Consider the following 23227-nt stretch of genomic DNA (forward strand, 5'->3'; position numbering starts at 1 on the left):
CCACTCCTTATTCCTTGCTCTCCATACGAATCCGCTCACGGACGTCACGGCGTGCCTTCACGACTTGAGTCATGAAGGCGGCGTCCAGGCGGACACCGGAACCGGATCGTGCGGGAGTTTCCTCTGCTTCCCGGGCGGCGGATTCCCCGCTCAGGAAGCGTGCCAGCGACCGGATGTTCGGGAAGTGGAACATCGCGGTCACCGGGAAGTCGGTGCGGTTCAGCGACTGCGCGATCCGCGCGTGCAGCCGGACCAGGGATATCGAGTTGAGGCCCGCGTCGAAGAAGTTCTCGTCGGTGCCGATCTCGCGTCGCAGGATCTCGTGCACCAGCGCCGAGATCCGTCGGGCGAGCGGCGTCGCCCCGGCCTGCCCCGGCCCGGGCGGGAGCCGTTCACCGGGCCGGTCCCCCGCCGGGGCGGCCGCCTTGAGATTTCCGCTGAGGGCGAGCCGCCCCTCGACGAGCACGGCCCCCGGGACCGCCGGCGGCGGCAGGATGCCGCGCAGGTACCTCCGTACGCTGTCGGCGGGCAGCTCCGTCCCGGGCACCGAGATGACCCGCAGTGTGAGGGCGGGACCCGCGGGGGTGTCGTCCACGGAGGCGAGTGCCTGGCGGATCGCCGGGTGGCGCAAGGCGGCGGCCTCGATCTCGTCGAGTTCCACCCGGTGTCCGTTGACGGAGACCTGCCGGTCCGCGCGCCCGTCGATGTGCAGAGCGCCTTTGGTGTCGTAGCGCCCGAGGTCTCCCGTGCGGTAGATCCGCACACCGCTTTCCGCGTCGTCGGCGAACCCGGGGCGTGGCCTGCCGGGCCCGACGTAGCCCGAGGCGAGGTTGCGGCCGCGGACGGCCACCTCGCCGCGCTCCCCCAGTCCGGCGACCCGCCCAAGGGAGTCGAGGACCACGACCTGCTGGCCGTGGGCGGCCCCGCCCACGGGCAGGAACGCCGCGTCCGGGACGTCGGAGCCGGGGTCGGCATCCGCCCGGGCGACGATCTGCGGGGTCTCGGTCGTACCGTACGCGTTGACGATGCGGGCCGAGGTGAACGCCCGGACCCGGCGGACGAGCCCGGCGCTCAGCGGGGCGCCGCCGACCACGAGCAGGCGCAGCGCGGTGAGCCTGTCGGCGGGCCGGGACGCGTGCGCGGCGGCCAGCAGTTCCAGCAGGGCCGGCGTGGCGTGCACGACCGTGACCTCCGTGGAGGCGAGCCAGCCGAACAGCCGGTCCGGCACCATGACCAGCCCCGGCTCGGGCACGTACAGGGCTGCGCCCACGTGGAGCGGGGTCAGTGCGTCGCGCAGCATCGGGTCGTGGCCGGGGCCTGCGAGGAACGCGAACCGGTCGGCGGCGCCGAAGCCGTACTCGTGCACGTACCACCTGAGGAAGTCCCGCAGCGGGCCGTGCGGCACGACCACGGCCGAGGGCTCTCCGGTCGTGCCCGAGGTGAAGAGGTAGTGGCTGGTACCCCCTTCGTCGGCCACGGGGGCGGCAGGTTCCGGACCGTCCGCGCCGTCCAGCAGCCCCGGTACGGACAGCACCGTCTCGGCGGCCGGTCCGTCGTCACCGAAGACCAGCACCGCCTGGGCGGGCACCCGATCCGCGCAGGCCGCCAGTCGGGCGGCGGGCAGCGCGGCGTCCACCACGGACACGGCGGCACCCGCCCACCAGACGGCGAGCAGCGCGATCGGGAGGAGTGGATGCCGTTCGGCGTGTACGGCAACCGTGTCGCCGGAGCGGATCCCCCGGGCGGCGAGTTCGCGGCCCAGCAGGGCGACGAGCCCGCCCACGTCGGCATGGTCCAGGACGCCGGCGGCGGAGACCACGGCGGGCAGCGCGGCATGCCTGCGGGTCGCCTCGAGGATGTCTGCGAGCGGACTGGTCCGCGGGCCCGCCGGGGGCAGGGCCGCGTCGGGCGCGACCGGGAGCAGCGCGTCCGCCCGCTCGGTACGCAGGCTGAGCGAGGCCAGTGGCTGCGCGTCGTCGCGGGCCGCCTGCCATGCCACCCGCAGACAGGCTTCGAGGAGTTCGACCGCCACGTCGCGGCGGAACACATCGCGGTCCCAAACCAGTTGGCAAACGTATCCGCCGTCCGCGTCACGGTGTACGTACAGGCCGACGTCGAACAGCGAGAACTGCGTGGGCACAGGCCGGAAGGAGCTGTGCAGCCCCGGCATGGCGGGTGCCGGGGCCGCCTGCGTCAGGTCGTTGAACCACACCTGGAAGAGGGGGTTTCGGTCCGGTCGGGAGGCGATGTCCAGGGCGTCGACTATGGAGTCGAAGGTGGGGCCGGCATGGTCCAGAGCCTTGGCGTACTGCACGGTCACATGGCCCAGCAGGTCGGCAAAGCCCAGGTCGGCCGCGAGGTCGATCCGTACCGGCAGGGTGTCGACGAGGAAGCCGACGAGGTCCTGTTCCTCGTCGGAGCGGCGGCGTGAGGCGGGCATGCCGACGACGACGGACCGTTCCCCCGCCCACCTGCCCAGCACGACGGCCAGGCAGGCCAGGAAGAAGCCGGCAGGGGTGGCTGCTCGGCCGGCGATCCGGGCGTCGATCCCGGCGCTCTCCTCGCGGCCAAGGCGCACGACGTGGTCGGCGCCCCTGAAGGCGGGCACGAGCGGGCGCTGCCCCCGGAAGGGCAGGTTCAGCTCACGCGGCGCGTCCGCCAGGGCCTCGCGCCAGTAGTCCAGGTCGGCCTGCCAGCGCGGGGAGCCCTGACGGGCGGCCGCCCGTACGGCGTACGCCCGGTAGGAGGGGCCTTGGATGTCGGCGGGCAGGGTGCCGGAGCGGAGCTCGGCGTACGCCTCGGCCCATTGAGCCAGGACGAGGTCGACGGTCCGCTGATCGGCGACCAGGTGGTTGAAGGCGAGAGTGAGCAGCGCATGCCCGGTGCCGGGCGCGTGCCACAGCGCGGCCCGGGCCATCGGTGCCGTGTCGTCCGGCAGCACCCTGGAGTGGAAGTCTCGCAGCAGGGCGTCCTCGGCCGGTTCCGTGAGTTCGCCGTGGACTTCCTCGACGTGCAGGGCCAGGGTGGCGGCCGGTGCGTGTTCGAGCAGGGGTTCGCCGTCGACGTCCTGCACGACGCGCGAGCAGAGGATGTCGTGGCGGGCCGTCACGGCTCCCAGCGCGCCGCGCAGAGCCGGCAGGTCGAGTTCGCCGCGCAGCCGCAGGGCGGCGACGACGTTGTAGGCGGGCGAGTCGGGGAAGAGCCGTCCCAGCAGCCACAGCCTGCGCTGCTCGGGTGCGAGTGGCACTCGGGTGCCGGGGCCGGGCAGTTCGGCCGGATGCTGGTCCTCGCGGGGGGCCGCGGCAACGAAGCGGCGCAGGTCGGCGAGGGTTGCGTTGTCGGAGAGCAGCAGGGAGAGCGGGACATCGGCCCCGCAGACTTCGCGTACGCCGCCGACCAGCCGGGCGGCGGCGAGCGAGTGGCCGCCCAGGGACAGGAAGCGCTGCTCCTCGGTGACGGTGGGGACGCCGAGGGCACGCTGCCACAGTACGGCGATCGTGTCGTCCGGCAGGGCCGGAACCGCCGAGCGCCGGCCCTGCCACCATGAAGTGAGGGTGGCGCGCACGGCGTGCCGGTCGAGTTTGCCGCTGCGGTTGACTGGCGGGCGCCGCACGAGGTGGATACCGCTGGGCAGCCAGCCGGCGGGCAGCCGCCGCGCCAGGTGCTCGCGTACCCGCTCCCGGACCTCCTCGGGGTCCGCCGCGCTTCCCTCGGGGTCCGGGGCGGTCAGGGTGACGCCGACCACGAGGTCGGCGGTGCCCTCCTCGGTGTCCGGGACGACGGTGGCGACGGCGTGCTCCACCTCCGGGGCTGCCGCCAGGGCCGCCTCGACCTCGCGCAGTTCGATCCGGACGCCGCGGACCTTGACCTGCTCGTCGCGCCTGCCCAGGTACTCGAGCTGCCCGTCCCGTACGCGTACCAGGTCGCCGGTGCGGTAGCGGCGCTGGGCGCCCATCGTCCGGAAGGCTGCCTCGGTGAGGTCGGGGCGGCCCGTGTAGCCGAGGGCGACGGCCGGGCCGCCAATCCACAGTTCGCCGGGATCGCCGGGGGCCGCGGCACGTCCGGAGGCGTCGAGGACGTACAGCGTGACGTTGTCGATCGGTGCGCCGATCAGGACGCGGTCATCCGGGGTCAGCTCGCGGGGCACCCGCCAGTACGTCACGTCGATGGCGGCCTCCGTGGGGCCGTACAGGTTGTGCAGTTCGGCGCGGGACAGCTGGTGGAAACGGTGTGCCAGGCCCGGCGGCAGGGCCTCGCCGCTCGAGAAGACCGCGCGCAGCGTTGCCAGGCCCTCGGCGGCTTGCGGGTGGCGCAGGAACTCCGCCAGCATCGACGGGACGAAGTGGCACAGCGTGATCCGCGCCCGAGCCGTCAGGCGTACCAGAGCGGCGGGATCGCGGTGCGCGCCGGGAGCGGCGATGACGCACCGCGCGCCGCTCACCAGGGGGAGGAACAGCTCCCACACCGAGACGTCGAAGGTGTAGGGCGTCTTGTGGAGGATGCGGTCCTCGGAGGTCACTGCGTACTGATCGCGCATCCAGCGCAGCCGGTTGACGACGCCCCACGTGCCCTGGACCACGCCCTTGGGCTCACCCGTGGACCCGGACGTGAACATCACGTACAGCGGTGTGTCGGGCTCCGGGTGCGGCAGCGGCCGGGGCTTCGCGTGCGCGGGGACGTCGCGCCCCACGGTGTGGTGGGGCAGGGCGGCGAGGCAGTCCCTGCGTGGCAGGTCCGCATCGCACACCACGGCGACGGGGCGGGCGTCGCGCACCATGCCGGCGAGCCGGGCCTCCGGCTCGTCGGGGTCGAGCGGAAGGTAGGGTCGGCCCGCCTTGAGTACGCCAGTCATCGCGACGAGGACGTCCACACCGCGGTGCATCAGCAGGGCCACGGGGCGTCGTCCGGGGGCGACCCCCAGCTGCTCGGCGAACGCGTCACTGAGCCGATCGAGTTCCCGGTACGTGAGGGCGCGGTCTCCGTCCTCACAGGCGATGCGGTCCGGGCCCGCGTCGACGGCTTCCCGGATCAGGCCCGGGATGCCCTGCGGGGCGGGCGAGGCGGTGCACGGTCCGTGCAGGACGGGACGCGGTTCGGCGGTCATCGGCTGGGTCCCGCGAGCGTGTGCAGATGGACCGCCATCGCGGCCGGGGTGGGTGCCCGAAACACCGCTTGGAGCCCCAGCTGCGCTCCGGTCGTCGCCTCGATCCGCGCCGTCAGCTGTGCGGCGAGAAGGGACTGGCCTCCGTTGAGGAAGAAGTTGTCCCGGGCGGTCAGTTGGGGATTGGCGAGGACTTCCCGCCACAGTCCGGTGAGCATCAGGGCGACGTGGTCTGCATCCGCATCCGCATCCTTGGCGTCGGTGGTCCGGCCGGCCGCGTCGGCGGGTAGTGCCCGGTAGTCGGTCTTGCCGTTGTTCGTGGTGGGGAGCCGGTCGAGCACGGCGATCCGCGCCGGGAGGCTGTAGGCGGGCAGCCGCTCCCGCAGGTGCTGCCACACCTGGTCGGCGAGCCCGTCGGCGGGCCCGTCCGCCGTGACGAAGGCGACGAGGCGGCCGTCCGCATCGAGGTCGCCGCGGGCCACGACCGCGGCAGCGGCGACCCGGGGATGTTCCTCGACGACGGCCTCGACCTCACCGAGTTCGATGCGGTGGGCGCGCAGCTTGATCTGCCGGTCGCCGCGACCGAGGAGCTCCAGCGTCCCGTCAGCGCGCAGGCGCGCGATGTCGCCGGTCCGGTAGTAGCGTCGGCCGTCCGAGCCCGTGACGAAGCGTTCCGCCGTCAGTTCCGGGCAGTTGAGGTAGTCCAGGGCCACACCGTCGCCGGCCAGCCACAGCTCGCCGGGGAGGCCGACGGGGACGGGGGAGCCGGCCGGGTCGGCCACGAGCGCCACCGTGTTGGCGAGGGGGACGCCGACGCTCACCGGGTCGGTGAGCGTGTGCGCGCTCAGTTCTCCCGCTGTGGACCAGATGGTGGTCTCGGTCGGCCCGTACACGTTGAACAGCCGGCAGCCGGTGGCGAGGAGTTTGCGCGCGAGCACCGTCGAGAGCGGTTCGCCCCCGCAGAGCACGCGCACGCCGTCGAGCCCGCCGCGCATCCGGGGCGCGAGCATCCGCCATGTCGTCGGGGTCGCCTGGACCAGGCTCACCTCGTGCCGCCGCAGCAGGTCGCCCATCACGTCGGGACGGGTCTGGGCGTCGTCGGGCGCGGTCACCACGCAGGCGCCGTTGGCAAGTGGCAACAGCACCTCCAGCGCCGAGATGTCGAATGCGAAGGTGGTGAGCCACAGCATCCGGTCGGCCTCCGTCACCGTGAGCAGCTCCCCGAAGGAGTGCACGACGTTGGCGAGGTTGCGGTGCGACAGGCGCACGCCCTTGGGCCGTCCGGTGGATCCGGATGTGAAGATCACGTACGCGGGTGCGTCCTGGTCCGGGCGCATCCAGCCGGACGGGTCCGCTTCCGGCAGGCCTTCGTCGGGGACGGCCTCCCAGGCCAGCCGGGTGCGGTCGGCCAGAACGGCCTCGGGCAGCGGGCCCTCGTCGGTGACGACGACTCGGACGGCGGCCTCGTCGAGCTGGAACGACAGGCGATGGGCCGGGTGCCTCGGGTCAAGGGGCAGGTAGGCGGCGCCCAGTGACCAGACCGCGAGAACGGCCGCGCCCAGCAGGCCGCCGCGGGGGGCGGCCAGGGCCACCACATCCCCTTCGCGGACGCCTGCGGCGACCAGCCTGCCGCGCAGCCGCTCGGTGTGTCCGAGCAACTGGGCGTAGGTCAGCCCCGAGCCGTCCGACTCGATGAAGGCCGGGGCGTGGGGGGCGCGTTCGGCGGCGCCGAGGACGCGGTCGAGCACGACGGGCTCCGCCGCGGGCCACTGCCGCGCGGTGTCGTTGGTGGCGGCCAGCACGGCTGCGTCGGATGCGGTGAGGAGCGGCAGGGCGGCCAGCGGCCGGTCCGGCTCCCCGGCCGCCGCCCGGATCAGGAGTTCGTAGCGCTGCAGCAGGCCCTCGACCTGGGCGGGCTGGAAGACCTCGGTGCTGTGGACCGCGGTCACCGCCTTGCGGCCGTGGTGCGGGGTGATGACGAACTCGAGGTCCATCCGGCTGTGCGGATCAATGTCCAGCATGTCCAGGGGGCGCCCGTCGATGGTGAGGGTGCCGGTGCTGGACGGGAAGAAGTTGAACATGTGCCGGAACAGCGGCGCACGCCAGTCGGCGGTGCCGCTGTCGTTGCGCCACACGTCCTCGAAGGACGCCGACGCGTGTTCCAGTCCGCCGAGGAACGCATCGCGGACTGACCGGACGAGCTCCGCGAAGCCCTTGGCCGGATCTGCGGTGACCCGCAGGGCGAGAGTGGTGACGTGGTAGCCGACGGCCTGGGCGTGCTCCCTGCGACGTCGGCTGTTCACCGGTACACCGACCACCAGGTCGGGGCCGGCGCCGTGGCGCAGCAGGAGCAGCAGGTACGCCGCAAGCATGACGATGTTCTCGGTGACCTTCAGCTCCCGGCACAGTTCGTCCAGGTCCCGCACGGTGGCGGGCTCCAGGACGTGGACGGTGCGGGCGCCGGCGAAGGTCGGTTCGGACGGGGGGACCTGACCCACGACGAGCTTCATCGTGGTGCCGTCCGCGCCCGCCAGGTGCTCGCGCCAGTAGCGCACGTCGCGCTCTTCGGGTTCCGGTTCCCGGTGGACCGTACCGGATCCGGCCGGCCACGGCGGTTCCGTGGCCCCGGCTGCGCACGTGTCGTAGGCGGCCGCGATCTCCCGGGCGACGGCCACTCCGGACACACGGTCGAAGACGAGATGGTGTGCGACGAAGCAGAAGGCTCCGCCCTCGGGGAGGAGGAACTGCGCCGCGCGAACGAGCAGCCCGCCGTCCACCTCGAACGGACGGGCGGCGAAGGCGGCGATGTCGGCTTCGAGAGTCGCTTCCGTGGAGGCGATGGCCTCCACGTCCACCACGACGTCGCGGGCGTCGAGCTGCAGGCGTGTCGGTCCCTGATCGCCCTGGGGGAACACGGTGCGCAGGGCAACGTGCCGGGCGACGACCGCGTTGACCGCTTCCTGCAGCGGCCACCAGCGCAGTGCTCCCGGATGGCGGAAGGCCATCGGGACGTTGCTGACGCCACGCCCGGGGGAGAACTTCTGGAACAGCCACATCGACTGCTCCTTGCGGGAGAGTGCGGTGGAGCTCAGGCTCATCCGGTCACCGGCCCGTGCAGGGGGGTGCTCAGCTCCATACCGCCGTCGACGGTGAGGTTGACGCCGGTGATCCAGCCGGCGGCGGGAGAGCAGAGGAAGACGGCGGCGCTGGCGACCTGCTCGGGTGTCCCCAGGCCGCCGAGCGCTGCCACCTCGGTGTGCTCCGCGAAGGCGCCGGGTACGTCCGCGACGTCCTTGCCGAGCATGTTGACGGTGACTCCCTCCGTGGGGACGGGGCCCGGTGCCAGGGCGTTGACCCTGATGCCGTAACGGCCCCACTCGCGCGCCCACGAGCCGGTGAGCGAGATGATCCCCGCCTTTGCCGCTCCGGCGTGCGAGAAGCCCGGGAACCCGCGGTACACCGAGGGGACCGTGATGCTCAGGATGGCGCCCCGGCGCGCTTCGATCATGTCGGGCACGAATGCGCGGGTCACCGCGAACGTGCCCATCAGGTCGATGTCGACGACGGTCTCCATGGCCCGCCTCGTCATCCGCTCGGCGGGCATGTGGAAGTTGGCGGCGGCATTGTTGACGAGGATGCTGCCCTTGCCGAACCGGCTGTTGACGTAGTCGCGCAGGCGCGCGATCTCGTCGTCGTTGCGGATATCGCAGGGGAACCCCGCGCACAGTCGGCCGGTCTCCTCCGCGATCCGCAGCTCGGCCTCCTCCAGCCGGGGCGCGGAACGCGAGGTGATGACCACGTCTGCTCCGCAGGCCACCAGGTCCCGGGCGATGGCGTAGCCGAGGCCCGACCCCCCGCCGGTCACCACGGCCACCTCACCGGCGAGGAGGTCCGCCGGGTAGAAACGACGGATGTTCACGCCGTCTCCCGCATGATCTCGTCCGCGAGCAGACGGATGGTGTTGAGCTCGAACATGCTGCCCGCTCCCAGTTCGATGCCGAAGCGCTCCTTCATACGGGCGATGAGCTGCACCGCCGCGAGGGAGTTTCCACCGAGGTCGAAGAAGTCCTCGTCCTCGTCGATCTGCTCGATGCCGAGGGCCTCGCTCCACAGTTCCTTGAGACCCGCCACGACCGCCTCGACTCCTCCGGCCTGCGCTGCGGCAGCGGGCACGACGGGGGCATCGGGCACGGCGGCAGCCCGGGGAGCGGAGGCGACGGGAGGCGCGACGGGAGCCGACCCGGCGGGTGCCTGACGGGTCGCCGTGGCCACGGGCAGCGCCGCGTCGGTCCACGCCAGAGCGCGCGCCCGCATCCGGGGGCCGGGCGCGTCGACGATCACCGCCGGCGGGTACGAGCCGTTCACCAGCTCCAGGAAGACCTCGGCGCCCTGGAGCGGGCTCAGCAGTCCCGGTCCGGTCCGATCGGCCGGGACCGAGGCGGCCACGACGGCAGTCGGAGCCGGAGCCTTCTTCTGCGCTGCGGGGCGGCGGGCGGCCGGGCTCGCGGGCTCGGCGAGCGCTCTGACGAAGTCCTCCGGCTGCACCTCGCGCAGCGTGAAGTTGCCTACGCTGACGCGCAGTTCCCCGGAAACCGGGTCGTACAGGTCCAGGTCCATGGTCCGAACGCCCTTCTCCCCGTTGCCGAGCTTGGCGTGCACGACGATGTGCGCGGGAAGCGGGCCGAAGAAGGTGAGGCGGCGGTAGAGGAACGGGATGTACTTGGCGTCCGTCTCGCTCAGCGGCAGCAGGGCGGTCGCCACGTCCAGCAGGGCGGCGTGCAACGGGTGCGTCTGCACATCGGCCTCGAACTCCTCCGGCAGGCGCAGATGGGCCACGCGCTCGGTGAAGGTCCCGGACACCGGGCCGACCGTGTTCCAGCGTGGTCCGAAGCTGATCCAGTTGGTGAGGCCGACGTTCTGGATCGGCTCGAACCGGGAGGTGAGCTCGGAGATCTCCACCGGTGCCGGCTGCGGGATCGAGGCAGTGGCCAGGACGCCGTTGGCGTGCAGGGTCCACGGCTCGTCGGTGCCGACGGGGCGGGTCTGGACCCGGAACCGGTGCATGCCCGCCATGGGCGAGAAGACGACGCCGAACTCGGTCGGGCCGTTCGGCCTGACCGGAGCCAGAAAGACGCTCTCCCGTAGCTCGATGGGGGTGCCGGGGGCATGGATGCGCTGTTCGAGGGCCGCCGTGACCACGAGTTCGAGCAGGGCGGTACCAGGCGGAACGGGATGGCCGTCGAACTGGTGCTCGTCGACCTCCCAGCTCTCGCCGGGAGTCAGCACACGGCGGAACTCACCCTCTTCCTCGCGGCGGTTCGCCGCCGGACGCGGGTCGTCGGCTCCGGTCAGCAGCGTGAGGGACACATCCGATTGGGCTGCCATGCCGACCTCGGCCCAGCCAGGCCAGTCGATGGCCACGGTCCACCGGTCTCCGGTGGCTGCCTGGGCGTGAGCGTCGAGGAAGGCGTTGGCCGCCGCGTAATCGCCGCTGCCGGGAAGGCCGACCACACCCGCCTGGCTGGAGAACAGCGTGAGGAAGTCGAGTTCGGCACGGGATGCGAAGACCTCCTCGATGACCAGGGTGCCGCGGACCTTCACCGCCAGGACAGCGTCGATGTCCCGACGCGACCGGCGCTCCAGCAGCCCGCCCCCGGGCAGACCGGCGCTGTGCACGACACCGTGGACGGTGCCGAAGGCGGCCTCGACCTCGGACACGGCCGTGCGCAGCGACTCCAGGTCGCTCGCGTCGCCGCGTACGACGAGAACATCGGCGCCCGCTTCCTCCATCTCCGTCACAGCCGCAGACACGGTGCGGCCCCGCTCGGTGCCGGGGTCGGGCATGCCGGACCTGCCGAGCAGGGCGATCCGCGGCCGCAGCCCGGTCTCGGCCAGGGCGTTGGCAACGGTCAGACCGATGCCGCCCAGACCGCCGGTCACCAGGTAGACGCCCCGCTGGCGCAGCCGCAGCCGGCCGGGACGGGCCGTGCGCTCCAGCGGCCGCAGGGTCGGGGCCCAGAGCGTGGTGCCGCGCAACGCGAGCAACGGCTCGTCAAGCGATGCCAGTTGGGCGCTCAGCGCCCCGACCCGCGTGTCGGCTGCGACGTCCAGGAACACGCAGCGGATGTTCGGGTACTCCTGCTCGATGGTCCGGGTCAGGCCCACGATCATGGCGGCCGCCGGGTTGACGGATTCGGAGCCGCTGACGTCGACCGCGTGGCGGACCAGGACCGCGAGCGTCACCGGACGCCGGTGTCGCCGCTGGGCGCGGCTGATCGCCTTGACGCAGCCGAGCAGGGCGTGGAAGCCGCGCTCGAGCTGTGCGTCGAGGGTGTCGAGGGTGACCGTGTCGCCGGTGTCGAGCAAGGCGCCGTAGGCGACGACCGTCGACGGGCGGCGCTCGTCGGCCCGCTGGAACAGTTCGTCCCACGCCTGCTCGGACCCGAAGTCGAAGCCCTCGCCGTCGCTCTCGCCGGGACGCACGCGCACGGTGTGGTAGCTGGCCTGCTGGAGGGCCGTGCGCATGAGTACAGCGTCCTCGCGGCCCGTCGGCAGTACGGCCACGGCGGTCGCGCCGTCTGCCTCGGCGTCCGCCACCGGGCTCACACCGGTGGTGCGGCGGATCCACTCCAGGGAGCCGAGCGTCCACGTGGTCTCGGAGACCGGATCATTCACCACTGCCTCCATGACGGGTTCGGCTGCCAGCCGGCTCTCTTCGGCTCCGGCGGGGGTGGACGGTGCGTGCTGCACCTCCGCGTCGGGCTCGGCCGACGTCTGGCGGCCCTTGCGCACGGAGGTCCGCTCGATCCAGTGGCGCTTGCGCTGGTACGGGTATCCGGGCACGGCCACCCGGTTGGTGCCCGAGCCGGCGTCGAAGCGCGCGAAGTCGACGGTTACCCCGGCCACCCACAGCCGGCCCAGGGTCCGCGACAGCTGGAGCAGGTCGCCGTCCCTCTCGTCCGACTCCTCCTGGGCCATGGCGGGGGCGATGACGGATTCGCCTGAGCGGACCTCGGGCCGGGACCGCAGGAGCGCGGACAGCGTATGTCCGGGGCCGGTCTCGATCAGGAACGTGGGACCGCCCGTGAGGACCGTCGAGGCCGCGTCGGAGAAGCGCACCGGCTCGACCAGCTGGCGCGCCCAGAAGGCGGGCGAGGCCGCTTCGTCGGCGGTGAGCTCGACGCCGGTGGCGCTGGAAATCAGGGGGATGCGGGGCGGGTTGAGGGTGAGGGACGCGAGGAACTTCTCGAAGTCCTCGGCGGCCGGTCCCATCATCGCGGAGTGGAAGGCGTGCGAGGTGCCGAGCGGGCGGCAGGCGATGCGCGCCTCACGCAGGCGCTCGGCGATCTCGGAGAGCGCCTCCTGCGGCCCGGCCAGTACCGACTGCCGGGGTCCGTTGAAGGCTGCCGCCGAGACCTCGCCACCGATGTACGAGGCAAGAGCCTCCTGCGGCGCCGCGACCGCGAGCATCCCGCCGCGGGGCATGTCCTGCATCAGGGTGGAGCGCGCGGCGACGGCGCGCAGTCCGTCGGAGAAGCTGAAGACCCCGGCGACGGCGGCCGCCGCGACCTCTCCGATGCTGTGCCCGATGAGCCGGTCCGGGCGGACGCCCCAGTGCATGAGGCAGTGCGCCCAAGTGTAGCCGATCACGTACAGCAACGGCTGCGCGACCGAGGTCTCCGAGAGCGCGTCCTGGCCGGCGTCGGAGAGCCACACCTCACGCAGGTCCCGGCCGAGGAGGGGTTCCAGCTCGTCGAAGGCCCGGTCACAGCCCTGGCGGAACAGCGGCACGGACTCGTAGAGGGAGCGGCCCATCGCCGGGAACTGGGCGCCCTGGCCTGGGAAGAGGAAGGTGATGTCGCGCTTGGTCTTGTCCCCGCGGACGATCTGCGTGACGTCCTGCAGCAGTTCGGCCGCTTCGGCCGCTGATCCCGCCACGGCGGCGGCGCGTACGCGTCGCGCCGACCTGCCGACCCGCAGCGTGTGCGCGGCGTCCGCGAAGCGTTCCTCGGCGAGGGAGCCGAAGTGCCCGGCGAGCCGGTCCCTGAGCGCGTCGGCAGCGGTGTCGTCCGCGGCCGACCAGACGATCAGTTCGGGCTTGCCCGGCGCCGGGGTGGCGGCCCGTGTCGGCGCCTCTTCCAGAATCACATGGGCGTTGGTTCCGCCGATGCCGAACGAGCTGACGGCCGCACGGCGAGGCGAGTCCTCGCTGCGCGGCCAGGGGCGGAGCTCGGAGTTGATGTAGAAGGGCGTATTGGCGAGGTCCAGCTTGGGGTTGGGCACGGAGTAGTTGATGCTCGCCGGGATCTGCTCGTTGACCAGGGCCAGGATGGTCTTGATGAGTCCTGAGATACCCGCGGCCTGGCCGAGGTGACCGACGTTGGACTTCACGGACCCGAGGCCGCAGGAGCCGGCCGGAAGGGGCTGCTCGGCCACGCTCCGGTACGCCTCGGTCAGCCCGGCCACCTCGATGGGGTCTCCCATCACGGTGCCGGTGCCGTGTGCCTCGACGTAGGAGATGGTCCCGGGGGGCGTCTCGGAGTTGGTGAGGGCCTCGATAATGCAGGCCGTCTGGCCGGAGGGGCTGGGCGCGCTGAAGCCGACCTTGCGGTCGCCGTCGTTGTTGATCGCGGAGCCGCGGATCACGGCGTAGACGGTGTCCCGGTCGGCGAGGGCATCGGACAGGCGCTTGAGCAGCACGGCGCCGACCCCATTACCGAAGTTGGTACCGCCGGCGTCCTTGTCGAACGGCCTGGGAGTGCCGTCCGGGGAGGAGATTCCGCCTTCCATGTACTGGTAGCCGCGGTTGAGCGGCATCTCCAGGTTGGCGCCGCCGGCGATGGCCATGTCGCACTCGCCCATCCGCAGGCCGGAGCAGGCCATGTGAACGGCGACGAGCGAGGTGGAGCAGGCGGTCTGGATCGTCATGCTGGGGCCCTTGAGGCCCAGCTTGTAGGAGACGAACGTCGACAGGTAGTCGGGCGCGTTGGCGATCTCCAGGGCGATCCAGCCGACGCTGTCGACGATGTCCGGCTCTTCGACGTGGTCGATGCGGTACCGGTTGACGTTCGTGCCGGCGTAGACACCGATGCCCCCGCCGTACGTGCGCGGGTCGTAGCCGCCGTGTTCCAGGACCGAGTGCGCGGTCTCCAGGAAGAGCCGCTGCTGCGGGTCGCGAATCTCCGTCTCGCGCGGAGTCATGGCGAAGGCGGGAGCGTCGAAGGACTCGACGTCGGAGATCAGCGGCCGGCGCCGGACATAGGAGGGATCGGCCAGATCCTCGGCGGGCACTCCGGCGGCCAGCAGCGTCTCTTCGTCGAGATCGGCGATGCAGTCCCGGCCCTCGACGAGGTTCTTCCAGTACTGATCGAGATCGCTGGCGCCGGGAAACCTTCCTGCCATGCCGATGACGGCAATGGGCTCCAGCGGTTTCATGATCAGACTCCTTGATGTGAACGCGAGTCATCCCCCGCCGGATGAGGGCAGGCCGAACTCGCTGCGATCTGAAAGAGGGAAGGGAGGGGCCTGGACCGGAGTGGTCAGGAGAGCTCGAGGCGCCCGGTGGACCGGTCGGATTCGACGAACAGGTGCAGCAACAGGCCCGCAAGGCCCAGCCAGCACACGCCGATGGCCGCTTCGGCCAGAAGCTGCAGGGGCACGTCAACCGGGGGAATCTGCCCCAGGAGTGAACGCACCGCGAGCAGTCCGTGGGTGAGCGGAAGGAACTGCGCCAGGACCTGGATGGGGCCCGGCCAGTACTCGACCGGCACGTTGACACCGCAGATCATGGTGATCAGCAGATAGGCGAGATTGGTCGAAGTATCCCTGAAATTACGAAACTTGTAGACGAGGGCGCCGAAGAACCAGCCATAGCCGTAGCAGGAGCACGCGACGATCACCAGAATGGGCAGCAGCGCGGGAAGCCGTACCCAGGGGAAGTCCAGACGCATCACAGCGAGCACGGCCACCAGCACGATGGTGGAGCTGGCGGTCGCCAGGACGATCCTGAGCAGCCCTCGGGAGAACATGCTCAGAACAACGCTCCCCGGACTCAGAACCAGACTGGTGAGCGTCCCCTGATCACGCTCGGCGGCTGCGGCATGCGCAACCACGGCGCCTTCCAGAGCCAGGACCGCAAGGGCGTTGCCCACCAGGAGGAAGGAAATCTGGACGTCTCCCGCCACGTACAGACCGGCCAGGGAAAAGAACAGGACCTGGAAGAAGAGCCGGACCACCCAACCGCCCAGCCACAGCCGGAGCGTGAAGAAGACACGAAATTCTTGATACCCGGCGATCGCGGACTCGCGCACCACGGGCCAGACACTGAGTGCACGTGTCATCCTGCAATCAACTTTCCGGTCTTCTGAAGCCTGGTCATGATCACCGAGATGAGCCATCCGCCACTCGCGAACGCGACTGCTCCGAGGGCGAGTACGGCGCCGAGCTGGAGCCACGGGTTGCCGGGGGCGTTCGGGCTCAGCGTCTCTCGCAGCAAGTCCGCCGCCCATGACAGGAAGATCAGGCGGCTGAAAGGGTGAACCCAGACAGGCAGCAGGGCAACCGGCGTGAAGATGCCGGCCAGCACGAAAATCGGGTAGTTGAGGAAGTTCTGCTGGGCGTCCGGCGCCCGCGACAGGGCCGCGACGGCTGCCAGCACGGCAGAGGTGGCCACGGTGGCGAACGCGGTTCCAAGGATGGCCGCAGCGAACCACACGGGGTGCCAGATCACCGGAGGAAGGTCCACGACGGCGATCGCGAACAACCACGACTCGGCGAAGGCCAGCAGGCCGACGGCCGAGGACGCCAGCATCCGCCCCCAGAGGTACGCCTTGACGGAGGCCTGCGAGCTCACGATCAGCTCCAGCGTGCCATGGCCCCGCTCACTCGTGATGCTGTTGGCCCCGAGCTCAAGGGCCACGGCCCAGATGCCTGAGAGCGCGGGTGCCAGGACGACCGCCGCATACAGGTCGGTGCGCCCTGAAACCTCCACGATCGAAAGGAAGTTGATGACATAGAAGGGAATGGCCAGGAGGATCGTGACGCTCCCGATCCGGGCCCGGAAGGTCATCCACTGGAACCAGAACCCCGCCCGGAGTCCTCTCATCGGTTGACGCCGATCTTCCGGTCCTCAAGCAGAGCGACGTAGACGTCACTCAGATCGGGCCGCACCGTGCGGAGCTGGGTGCAGCCTGCGGCAACGAGCTTGGCCAGGACCCGGCCCGCGGCACCGTCGGCGCCCAGCTGAATACGCATCCCGCCATCGGGCCGGCCATGGACGCCGATGACCCCCGGCAGCGTCTCCACCTCGGCGAGTACGTCCGCACCGGCGTCGTCGACATCCACGTTCTCGTACTCGGACAGCCAGCGCGACAGGGTCTCCGGCGTCTCGCTCGCAAGGATCCTGCCCTTGTCGACGAGGCTGACCCGGTCACATACGGCTTCCGCTTCCGCCATGTCGTGGGTGGTGATGACGATGCTCTTGCCTTCCTCCTTGAGAGAGAGGATCAGCTTGCGGAAGTCGAGAGCGCCCACCGGGTCCATGCCGATGGTCGGCTCGTCGAGGAAGAGCACTTGGGGATCCGCGAGCAACGCCCGCGCCAGGTGCAGGCGCTGCCGCATGCCGCGCGAATAGGTTTCGATCCGCGAGTCCGCACGCTCGAGGAGGCCGAAGCGGCCGAGCAGCACCTCGGCCCGAGCTTCGGTCTCGCTCTTGGTCAGTCCGTACATCGAGCCCCAGAAGGACAGAGTTTGACGGGCCGTCAGCATGAAGTGGTGCCCACGGTCGCCACCGAAAGTGACACCGAGGTACGAGCGAACCCGCACGGCTTCCCGCACCACGTCGTGGCCCATGATCCGGACCTCACCCGCAGTGGGGAGCAGCACGGTGCACAACACCTTCACCAGCGTGGTCTTACCGGCGCCATTGGGACCGAGCAGTCCGTGTACCTCGCCTTGCGGCACGGTCAGGGAGAGGGAATCCAGGGCAACCTTCGGCTCCTGCTTGCGAAACTTCCGCCCGGTGTCCTTGTAGATCCGGGTCAGTTCGCGCACTTCGATCGCCAAAGGTCTGCCGCCGGGCCCCTCTTCGCGAGAATGGCCAGCACGCACAGCAACGCCCCCCAAGCGCTTACTTAAGAAATGAAGACACGTGAGGCTTATGCCTCCGCGAAAAGGTTTAAATCGCAATTGATCTGCACGTGAGGTGGTCAGCCTCTGCGGCAACCAAGCGAACTCGACGGCTCCTTGGGCGAAACAAGAAGACTCAGGAAAAATGAGTCGAATGTCCGGTTGGCCCCGTTGCGCCCAAAGCGCCGCCCCTCGACTGAAAACCGGTCATCAGTCGTGGACTTGGTCGATCGGAGTCTACGCACAAAGTCGCAGATCAGAGCCGTGACCCTGATCACAGATTCCCGCTAATGCGTGATCAGGTCAAGCTTGTTACCGGTCAGGAACTGTGGTTATCCTCAAGATCACCCCCCTGACGCGCGCCAGACGCGGGGACCCGGGTGCGCTCCGGCCGCCTGCCGCCGGATCTCCATTCCCTTATTTCCAGCCGCTGCACGGGCTGCTGCCGCAATCGAGCGGGAACCGGGAGCACACCAAATGACCAACTCCATGCACCACGGCGGAGACGCTCCGGCCGACGAGCTCTTGAGCGCACTGGTTGCGATGTGGCAGAGCGTCCTCAAAGATGAATCCCTCGGCCCGGCCAGTGAATTCGAAGGCCACGGCGGGACCTCGCTCAAGGCCGTCAGGATTCGAGCCAGAATCCGTAAGAGATTCAACAAAGACATCAGCCTGCTGGACGTCATTACTCTGTCGACGCCCAGAGCCGTGGCTGACGCTCTCGACTCGTTGCCCGACTGGGCCGATGACGAGTAGCACGGGGGAAGGGACCAAGACGTTGCACCTGCACAACCTGCTGGACTACCAGTTGCCCGGTGAAGTGGAGCTCCATCCGGACGGCACCCGGATCGCGTTCACCGTCAAGGAATCCGCACCCGCGCTCGACCGCGTCGTCACCACCATCCGGCTTGCCGACGCAGACGGCAGTCTGACGCACCGGCTCGCCGCGCCGGTCGGGGCTAGTTCCCCGCGCTGGTCCCCGCTCGGCGACGCCCTCGCCTACCTGGCGCCCTCCGGCGACCGCGCCGCCGGCGCCCTGCGCATCCACTCGGACGGCGCCGGTGAACCGCGCGCCCTCCTCCCGGGTGTCCGCGGGGTCAGCCAGCCCAGTTGGTCGCCCGACGGACGCCTGATCGCCTTCCTCGCACCCGACTTCGCCGCCGCCGATCTACTGGTCCGCCTGCCGCACGAGCCGACCGTCGTACGCCGGCTGTCGTACAAGGTCGACGGCGTGGGACTGGTCCCGGACGTCCGCCGCCACCTCTTCACCGTGGACGCTTCCACGGGTGAAGTGCGACAGCTCACTTCGGGCGACTACGACGTACGCGCCCCCTCGTGGTCGCCGGACGGCAGCCGCATCGCCTTCAGTTCCGCCCTCCATCCGGAACGCGAACTCGACCGGATCACCAGCCCGTTCATCGTCGAGGTCGCGGACGGAACCGTCCGCCAGGCCGCCGAGTGGAACGGCACCGTCAGCTGGACCGGATGGGAGCCGGACGGCCGCACCCTGCTGCTGGCCGGCCAGCACCTGCCGGGCCCGAACCGGCTCACCACGCTCTTCCGCCTCGACCTCGACAGCGGACGGGCGACGGATCTGCTGCCCGGATTCGACCGTCGCGTCCTGGTCCCCTCTTCCGGCGGCGCCGGGTCCGTCATACGGACCGAGAACGGCGACCTCATCTTCTGTGCCCGCGAGCAGGGCTGCACCTGGGTCTACCGCCTCACCGCCGGCGAGACCCTGCCCCTGCCCCTGCTGTCGGGTCCCGACACCGTGGTCACCGCCCTCAGCCAGGCGGGGCGGGGGAAGCGGCTCGCCGTGGCCGTATCTGACGCCGCGAACCCCGGCGACATCCACCTGATCGACCCGGCGTCGTCCGAGGTCGTGCGCGTCACCGATCTGCACCCCGCCCTCGACCGGGCCCGCATCCACCGGACCGAGCCCTTCACGGCACGCACCACCGACGGGGTGGACCTGCACGGCTATCTCATCCGAGCAGCCGACTCCTCCGACGGCACCCCGCCACCGCTGCTGGTGGACATCCACGGAGGGCCCGACAACGCCTGGCGGCCCAATTTCTCCCCGTACTACCTCTACCGCCAGGTACTCGCGGAACGCGGCTGGAACGTCCTGCTGCTCAATCCACGGGGCAGCGACGGCTACGGCGAGGTATATATGCGGGCGGCCATGGGCCGCCTCGGCTTCAGCGAGGAGGAGGACTTCCTCACCGCAGTCGACGCCCTTGTGGAACGCGGCCTGGCCGACCCCGCCCGGATCGCCGTGATGGGGTCCAGCCACGGCGGGTTCATGACTTCCTGGCTGACCGCGCGCACCGACCGCTTCGCCGCGGGCATCTCCGTCGCCTGCATTTCCAACTGGCTCAGCCTGTACGGGACGTCGTCGGGGATATCCGGTTTCATCACGGACCAGATGGGTGGCAGCCCCTACGAGGTTCCCGAGGTCTACCGGGATTCCTCGCCCCTCACGTACGCCGGGGACGTTCGCACACCGACCCTCATCGTGCACGGAGAGCACGACTTCGCGAATCCGGTCGGACAGTCGGAGGAGTGGCACACAGCGCTGCTGCGCCAGGGGTGCGAGGTCGAGTTCGTCCGCTACCCCGAGGCCAGCCACCTCTTCATGTACAACGGGCGCCTCTCGCACCAGCTCGACTACGCCGAGCGCATCGTGAACTGGCTCGTGACCCATGCGGAGTGACCACACCCTGCCTCGGCGCCCGGAGCGCTCCACGACGACCCGACGGCTCGTGGTCCTCGCGGTGGCGGCGGGGCTCGCTCTCACAGGTTGCGCATCCGGGCCCGCGGCGCCGGTCAAGGCACTCCCTCGGCCGGAGAAGACGGTCGTGGTCGTCTTCGAGAACAAGCAGTACCTGCGGATCATCGGCAACCCGCAGGCCCCGTACATCAACGAGCTGGCGAAGGACGGCGCGAGCTTCACCCGCATGCTCGCGAACTCTCCCGCAAGCCAGCCGAATTACTACCAGATGTTCTCGGGGGGCAATCAGGGCAGGACCGACAACAACTGCTACCCGAACAAGGTCGACGCGCCCAATCTGGGCCGGAGCCTGCTCGACAGGAATCTGGGCTTCGCCGGGTATTCGGAGGGACTGCCCCACGAAGGTTCCGACGAGTGCACTTCCGGCAACTACGCGCGCAAGCACAATCCGTGGGCGGGTTTCGCCAATCTGCCGCCCTCGACGAACAAGCCTTTCAGCGCGTTCCCCAGCGACTTCTCGACCCTGCCGACCGTGTCCTTCGTGGTTCCCGATCTGTGCAACGACATGCACAACGAGGACCAGGGATGCACGATCGCCGTCGGCGACAGCTGGCTGAAAGCCAACCTGGACGCCTACGCGCGCTGGGCAACGGCCAACAACAGTCTCCTCGTCGTCACCTTCGACGAGGGGACACGCGAAGACGCCCGCATCCCGCTCGTCTTCTACGGCCCGATGGTCAAACCCGGCAGCTACGACCAGCTGCTGAACCACTACGGCGTGCTGCGCACGCTGGAGGACATGTACGGGCTCCCGCACTCCGGCAACGCAGCGGGCGCGGAACCGATCAGCGAGATCTGGCAGTGAAGCGGGGAACCTGAGGAATGTACCTCTCCACCGCCCGGGTCGCCGACCCGGCCGCCCGGGCCCGCCGCGATCAGCCGCCATCGTCGCCCGGCAGTTCGTTCAACCTCGTCAAGAGCAACGTGCTCGTGCTCGGGACGGTCAGTCTGGTCACGGACATCTCCTCGGAGATGACGAGCGCGGCGCTGCCGGTGTACCTCGTCCTCGGCCTTGGGCTCTCGCCGTTCCTCTTCGGAGTGCTCGATGGTATCTACAGCGGTTCGGGGGCACTGCTGCGCGTGCTGTTCGGCTACGCGTCGGACCGCTGGCAGCGCCGCAAACCGGTGGCAGCCGCCGGATACGCCCTCTCGGCGGTCTGCAAGCTGGGCCTGCTCGTGGCGGGCACGGCGTCGACGATCGGCCTGGTGATCTTCGCGGACCGGGCCGGAAAGAGCATCCGGGCCGCCCCTCGCGACGCGCTGATCTCGTTGTCCGCGCCTCCCGATGCCCAGGGCCGCGCCTTCGGGCTGCATCGCGCCATGGACACCGTCGGCGCCCTGCTGGGACCCCTGGTGGCCTTCGTGCTGCTCAGCCAGGTCGACGGCGGCTATCACGCCGTGTTCTTCGTCAGCTTCTGCGTCGCGGTGCCCGCCGTCGTCCTGCTGTGGCTCTTCGTCCGGGAGGACACCCCCGGAACGCGGGCGGCCGTCCCCGGACCGGCACAGTCGGCGCTGTCCTGGCGGGCTCCCCTACACCTTCGCACGCACCGCGGCTTCGTCCGCGTCTGGTGGTGTGCCACCGTCCTGGGACTGGTCACCGTCAGCGATGCCTTCCTGTACCTCATGCTCCAGCAGCGCTTCACGCTGCCCACCGCGCAGTTCCCACTGCTCCCGTTGGGCACGGCTGCCGGGTTCCTGCTGTTCGCCCTGCCCGTCGGACGACTGGCCGACCGGTTCGGACGGTGGCCGGTCTTCCTCGCCGGGCACGTGAGCCTGCTCGGCGCGTACGGGGCTCTGCTCATCGGGGGCGGCAGTGCACCCGCCGTCACCGCAACCGTGCTGGTCCTGCACGGGATCTTCTACGCTGCGACCGACGGCGTCCTCATGGCACTGGTCGCCCCCTGCCTCCCCGACCGGCTCAAAGCCACCGGGATGGGCCTGGTCCAGAGCGGGCAGGCAGTCGCCCGACTTGTCTGCTCCCTGCTGTTCGGCGCCGCCTGGACGGCTTGGGGGCAGCATGTCGCGCTGCTCGTCTCAACTTTCGCGCTTGCCTGCGGTGTCCTGTGCGCCGTGGCGCTGCGCCCCCGGGCGGACCATCCGGGCCAGCCGGCCAAGACCTCCGGGAGCCCGTCGTGATCCGTGCAGTACGCCTCGGCGTCCTCGCTGCCGTCACCGCCCTCTGCCTCGCGCTGGCCGCGGGCTACGTCGTCCGGGCCGCGCAGAAGGCAGACGCCCGGGGGCGGTCCGCCGCCGACGGACCGGGGGAACGAGCGGGCGCCATCCGGACGGACGCCCCGGGAGAGATTCTCTTTCGCAATGAGGCCTGGGGACCCACCCGTTCGCTCCTGGCGGCGGCGCCCCTGACCGCACCGTACGGCGAGCGCACCACAGGCCGACTGTCGTGTCAGCGGTTCTACAGCGCGAACGGCACCGCCGTCTGCCTCCAGGCGCCAAAAGGGCTCACGGGCTCGTACCAGGCAGTCATCCTCAACGCCTCGCTGCGTGAGGTCGCGCGCACGCCGCTGAGCGGCACACCGAGCCGGGCCCGCGTCTCGCCCACTGGCCGGTACGCCACCTGGACCGCCTTCGTGTCCGGCGATTCCTACGCCGCCGCCGGGTTCTCCACCCGGGTGACGATCCACGACACCGTCTCAGGCCGCGCACTGCCGGACCTCGAAACCTGGTCCCTGTTCCTGGACGGGGCGGCGTACAACTCCCCCGATGTCAACTTCTGGGGGGCGACGTTCGCCGACGACCGGACCTTCTACCTCACGCTGGGCACGGGCGGGAAGACGTACTTGGTGCGCGGCGACCTGGTGGACCGGACCCTGCGCACTCTGCACACGAATGCAGAGTGCCCTTCGCTCTCACCCGACGGAACCCGGGTGGCCTTCAAAAAGCGGGCCCCGCACCGCGATCCGGACAGCCCGTGGCAGCTGGTGGTGCTGTCCCTGCGCAGCATGGCGGAGACCGAGCTGGCGGAGCCGGCCAGCGTCGACGACCAGGTCGAATGGCTGGACGACCGTACGGTGCTCTACTCGAAGCCGGGGGACGTCGGCTCGGACCTCTGGCAGGTCCCGGCCGACGGCACGGGCGGGCCTCGCCTGACCGTACGGGCCGCGTCTTCCCCTGTGGTGATCCGCTGAGTCCCCCGGACCCGCCCGGGACGGCTTCGGGGGTGAGGGCACACGGAGGAGCGCCGACCA

At 70.5% G+C, this 23227-nt stretch carries 12 protein-coding genes; 5 read left to right on the forward strand and 7 right to left on the reverse strand.

All coding sequences use genetic code 11. The features are described from left to right. Nucleotides 1–7 precede the first annotated feature (7 nt). The 7 genes from ACZ4XJ_RS04055 to ACZ4XJ_RS04085 all read right to left on the reverse strand — a co-directional run bounded on the left by ACZ4XJ_RS04055 (nt 8) and on the right by ACZ4XJ_RS04085 (nt 17164). Nucleotides 8–5104, reverse strand: coding sequence for an amino acid adenylation domain-containing protein (locus tag ACZ4XJ_RS04055; RefSeq protein WP_468495226.1), 5097 nt, complete (start codon nt 5102–5104; stop codon nt 8–10). After that, the gene (locus tag ACZ4XJ_RS04060; protein WP_468495227.1) at nt 5101–8199 is read right to left on the reverse strand and encodes a non-ribosomal peptide synthetase; all 3099 of its coding nucleotides are present in this window, start codon (nt 8197–8199) and stop codon (nt 5101–5103) included. The genes ACZ4XJ_RS04055 and ACZ4XJ_RS04060 overlap by 4 nt, the downstream gene beginning before the upstream one ends. Next, nucleotides 8196–9020: an SDR family oxidoreductase gene (locus ACZ4XJ_RS04065; protein WP_468495228.1), complete on the reverse strand. Its 825-nt coding sequence runs from the start codon at nt 9018–9020 to the stop codon at nt 8196–8198. Before ACZ4XJ_RS04065 ends, ACZ4XJ_RS04060 begins: the two co-directional genes overlap by 4 nt. Next, the gene (locus ACZ4XJ_RS04070; protein WP_468495229.1) at nt 9017–14536 is read right to left on the reverse strand and encodes an SDR family NAD(P)-dependent oxidoreductase; all 5520 of its coding nucleotides are present in this window, start codon (nt 14534–14536) and stop codon (nt 9017–9019) included. Before ACZ4XJ_RS04070 ends, ACZ4XJ_RS04065 begins: the two co-directional genes overlap by 4 nt. Nucleotides 14537–14640: 104 nt before the next feature. Next, the gene (locus ACZ4XJ_RS04075) at nt 14641–15441 is read right to left on the reverse strand and encodes an ABC transporter permease (protein WP_468495230.1); all 801 of its coding nucleotides are present in this window, start codon (nt 15439–15441) and stop codon (nt 14641–14643) included. Next, nucleotides 15438–16205 (reverse strand): ABC transporter permease, encoded by a 768-nt coding sequence (locus ACZ4XJ_RS04080; protein WP_468495231.1) that lies wholly within the window; start codon nt 16203–16205, stop codon nt 15438–15440. Before ACZ4XJ_RS04080 ends, ACZ4XJ_RS04075 begins: the two co-directional genes overlap by 4 nt. Continuing rightward, nucleotides 16202–17164, reverse strand: coding sequence for an ABC transporter ATP-binding protein (locus ACZ4XJ_RS04085; protein ID WP_468495232.1), 963 nt, complete (start codon nt 17162–17164; stop codon nt 16202–16204). The genes ACZ4XJ_RS04080 and ACZ4XJ_RS04085 overlap by 4 nt, the downstream gene beginning before the upstream one ends. Nucleotides 17165–17704: 540 nt before the next feature. Between ACZ4XJ_RS04085 and ACZ4XJ_RS04090 the strand changes: the two genes are divergently transcribed. From ACZ4XJ_RS04090 to ACZ4XJ_RS04110, 5 genes are all read left to right on the forward strand, one after another. Next, the gene (locus tag ACZ4XJ_RS04090; protein ID WP_468495233.1) at nt 17705–17983 is read left to right on the forward strand and encodes an acyl carrier protein; all 279 of its coding nucleotides are present in this window, start codon (nt 17705–17707) and stop codon (nt 17981–17983) included. Beyond that, entirely contained in the window at nt 17973–19943 is a 1971-nt protein-coding gene (locus tag ACZ4XJ_RS04095; protein WP_468495234.1) for a prolyl oligopeptidase family serine peptidase, read from the forward strand. The genes ACZ4XJ_RS04090 and ACZ4XJ_RS04095 overlap by 11 nt, the downstream gene beginning before the upstream one ends. A 145-nt stretch (nt 19944–20088) precedes the next feature. Then, nucleotides 20089–20826 (forward strand): alkaline phosphatase family protein, encoded by a 738-nt coding sequence (locus ACZ4XJ_RS04100; RefSeq protein ID WP_468495235.1) that lies wholly within the window; start codon nt 20089–20091, stop codon nt 20824–20826. A gap of 17 nt (nt 20827–20843) precedes the next feature. Continuing rightward, the gene (locus ACZ4XJ_RS04105; RefSeq protein ID WP_468495236.1) at nt 20844–22157 is read left to right on the forward strand and encodes an MFS transporter; all 1314 of its coding nucleotides are present in this window, start codon (nt 20844–20846) and stop codon (nt 22155–22157) included. Then, on the forward strand, nt 22154–23167 hold the full coding sequence (locus tag ACZ4XJ_RS04110; RefSeq protein ID WP_468495237.1) for a TolB family protein: 1014 nt from the start codon (nt 22154–22156) through the stop codon (nt 23165–23167). Before ACZ4XJ_RS04105 ends, ACZ4XJ_RS04110 begins: the two co-directional genes overlap by 4 nt. The last annotated feature ends 60 nt before the right edge of the window (nt 23168–23227 follow it).

It is taken from the genome of Streptomyces sp. NPDC029836 (assembly GCF_055574495.1).

Bases quoted from the DNA above. Each gene is read 5' to 3' on its own strand.
- ACZ4XJ_RS04060 (WP_468495227.1), bottom strand. From the start codon at position 8,199: ATGAGCCTGAGCTCCACCGCACTCTCCCGCAAGGAGCAGTCGATGTGG.
- ACZ4XJ_RS04080 (WP_468495231.1), bottom strand. From the start codon at position 16,205: ATGAGAGGACTCCGGGCGGGGTTCTGGTTCCAGTGGATGACCTTCCGG.
- ACZ4XJ_RS04075 (WP_468495230.1), bottom strand. From the start codon at position 15,441: ATGACACGTGCACTCAGTGTCTGGCCCGTGGTGCGCGAGTCCGCGATC.
- ACZ4XJ_RS04105 (WP_468495236.1), top strand. From the start codon at position 20,844: ATGTACCTCTCCACCGCCCGGGTCGCCGACCCGGCCGCCCGGGCCCGC.
- ACZ4XJ_RS04055 (WP_468495226.1), bottom strand. From the start codon at position 5,104: ATGACCGCCGAACCGCGTCCCGTCCTGCACGGACCGTGCACCGCCTCG.
- ACZ4XJ_RS04070 (WP_468495229.1), bottom strand. From the start codon at position 14,536: ATGAAACCGCTGGAGCCCATTGCCGTCATCGGCATGGCAGGAAGGTTT.
- ACZ4XJ_RS04090 (WP_468495233.1), top strand. From the start codon at position 17,705: ATGACCAACTCCATGCACCACGGCGGAGACGCTCCGGCCGACGAGCTC.
- ACZ4XJ_RS04095 (WP_468495234.1), top strand. From the start codon at position 17,973: ATGACGAGTAGCACGGGGGAAGGGACCAAGACGTTGCACCTGCACAAC.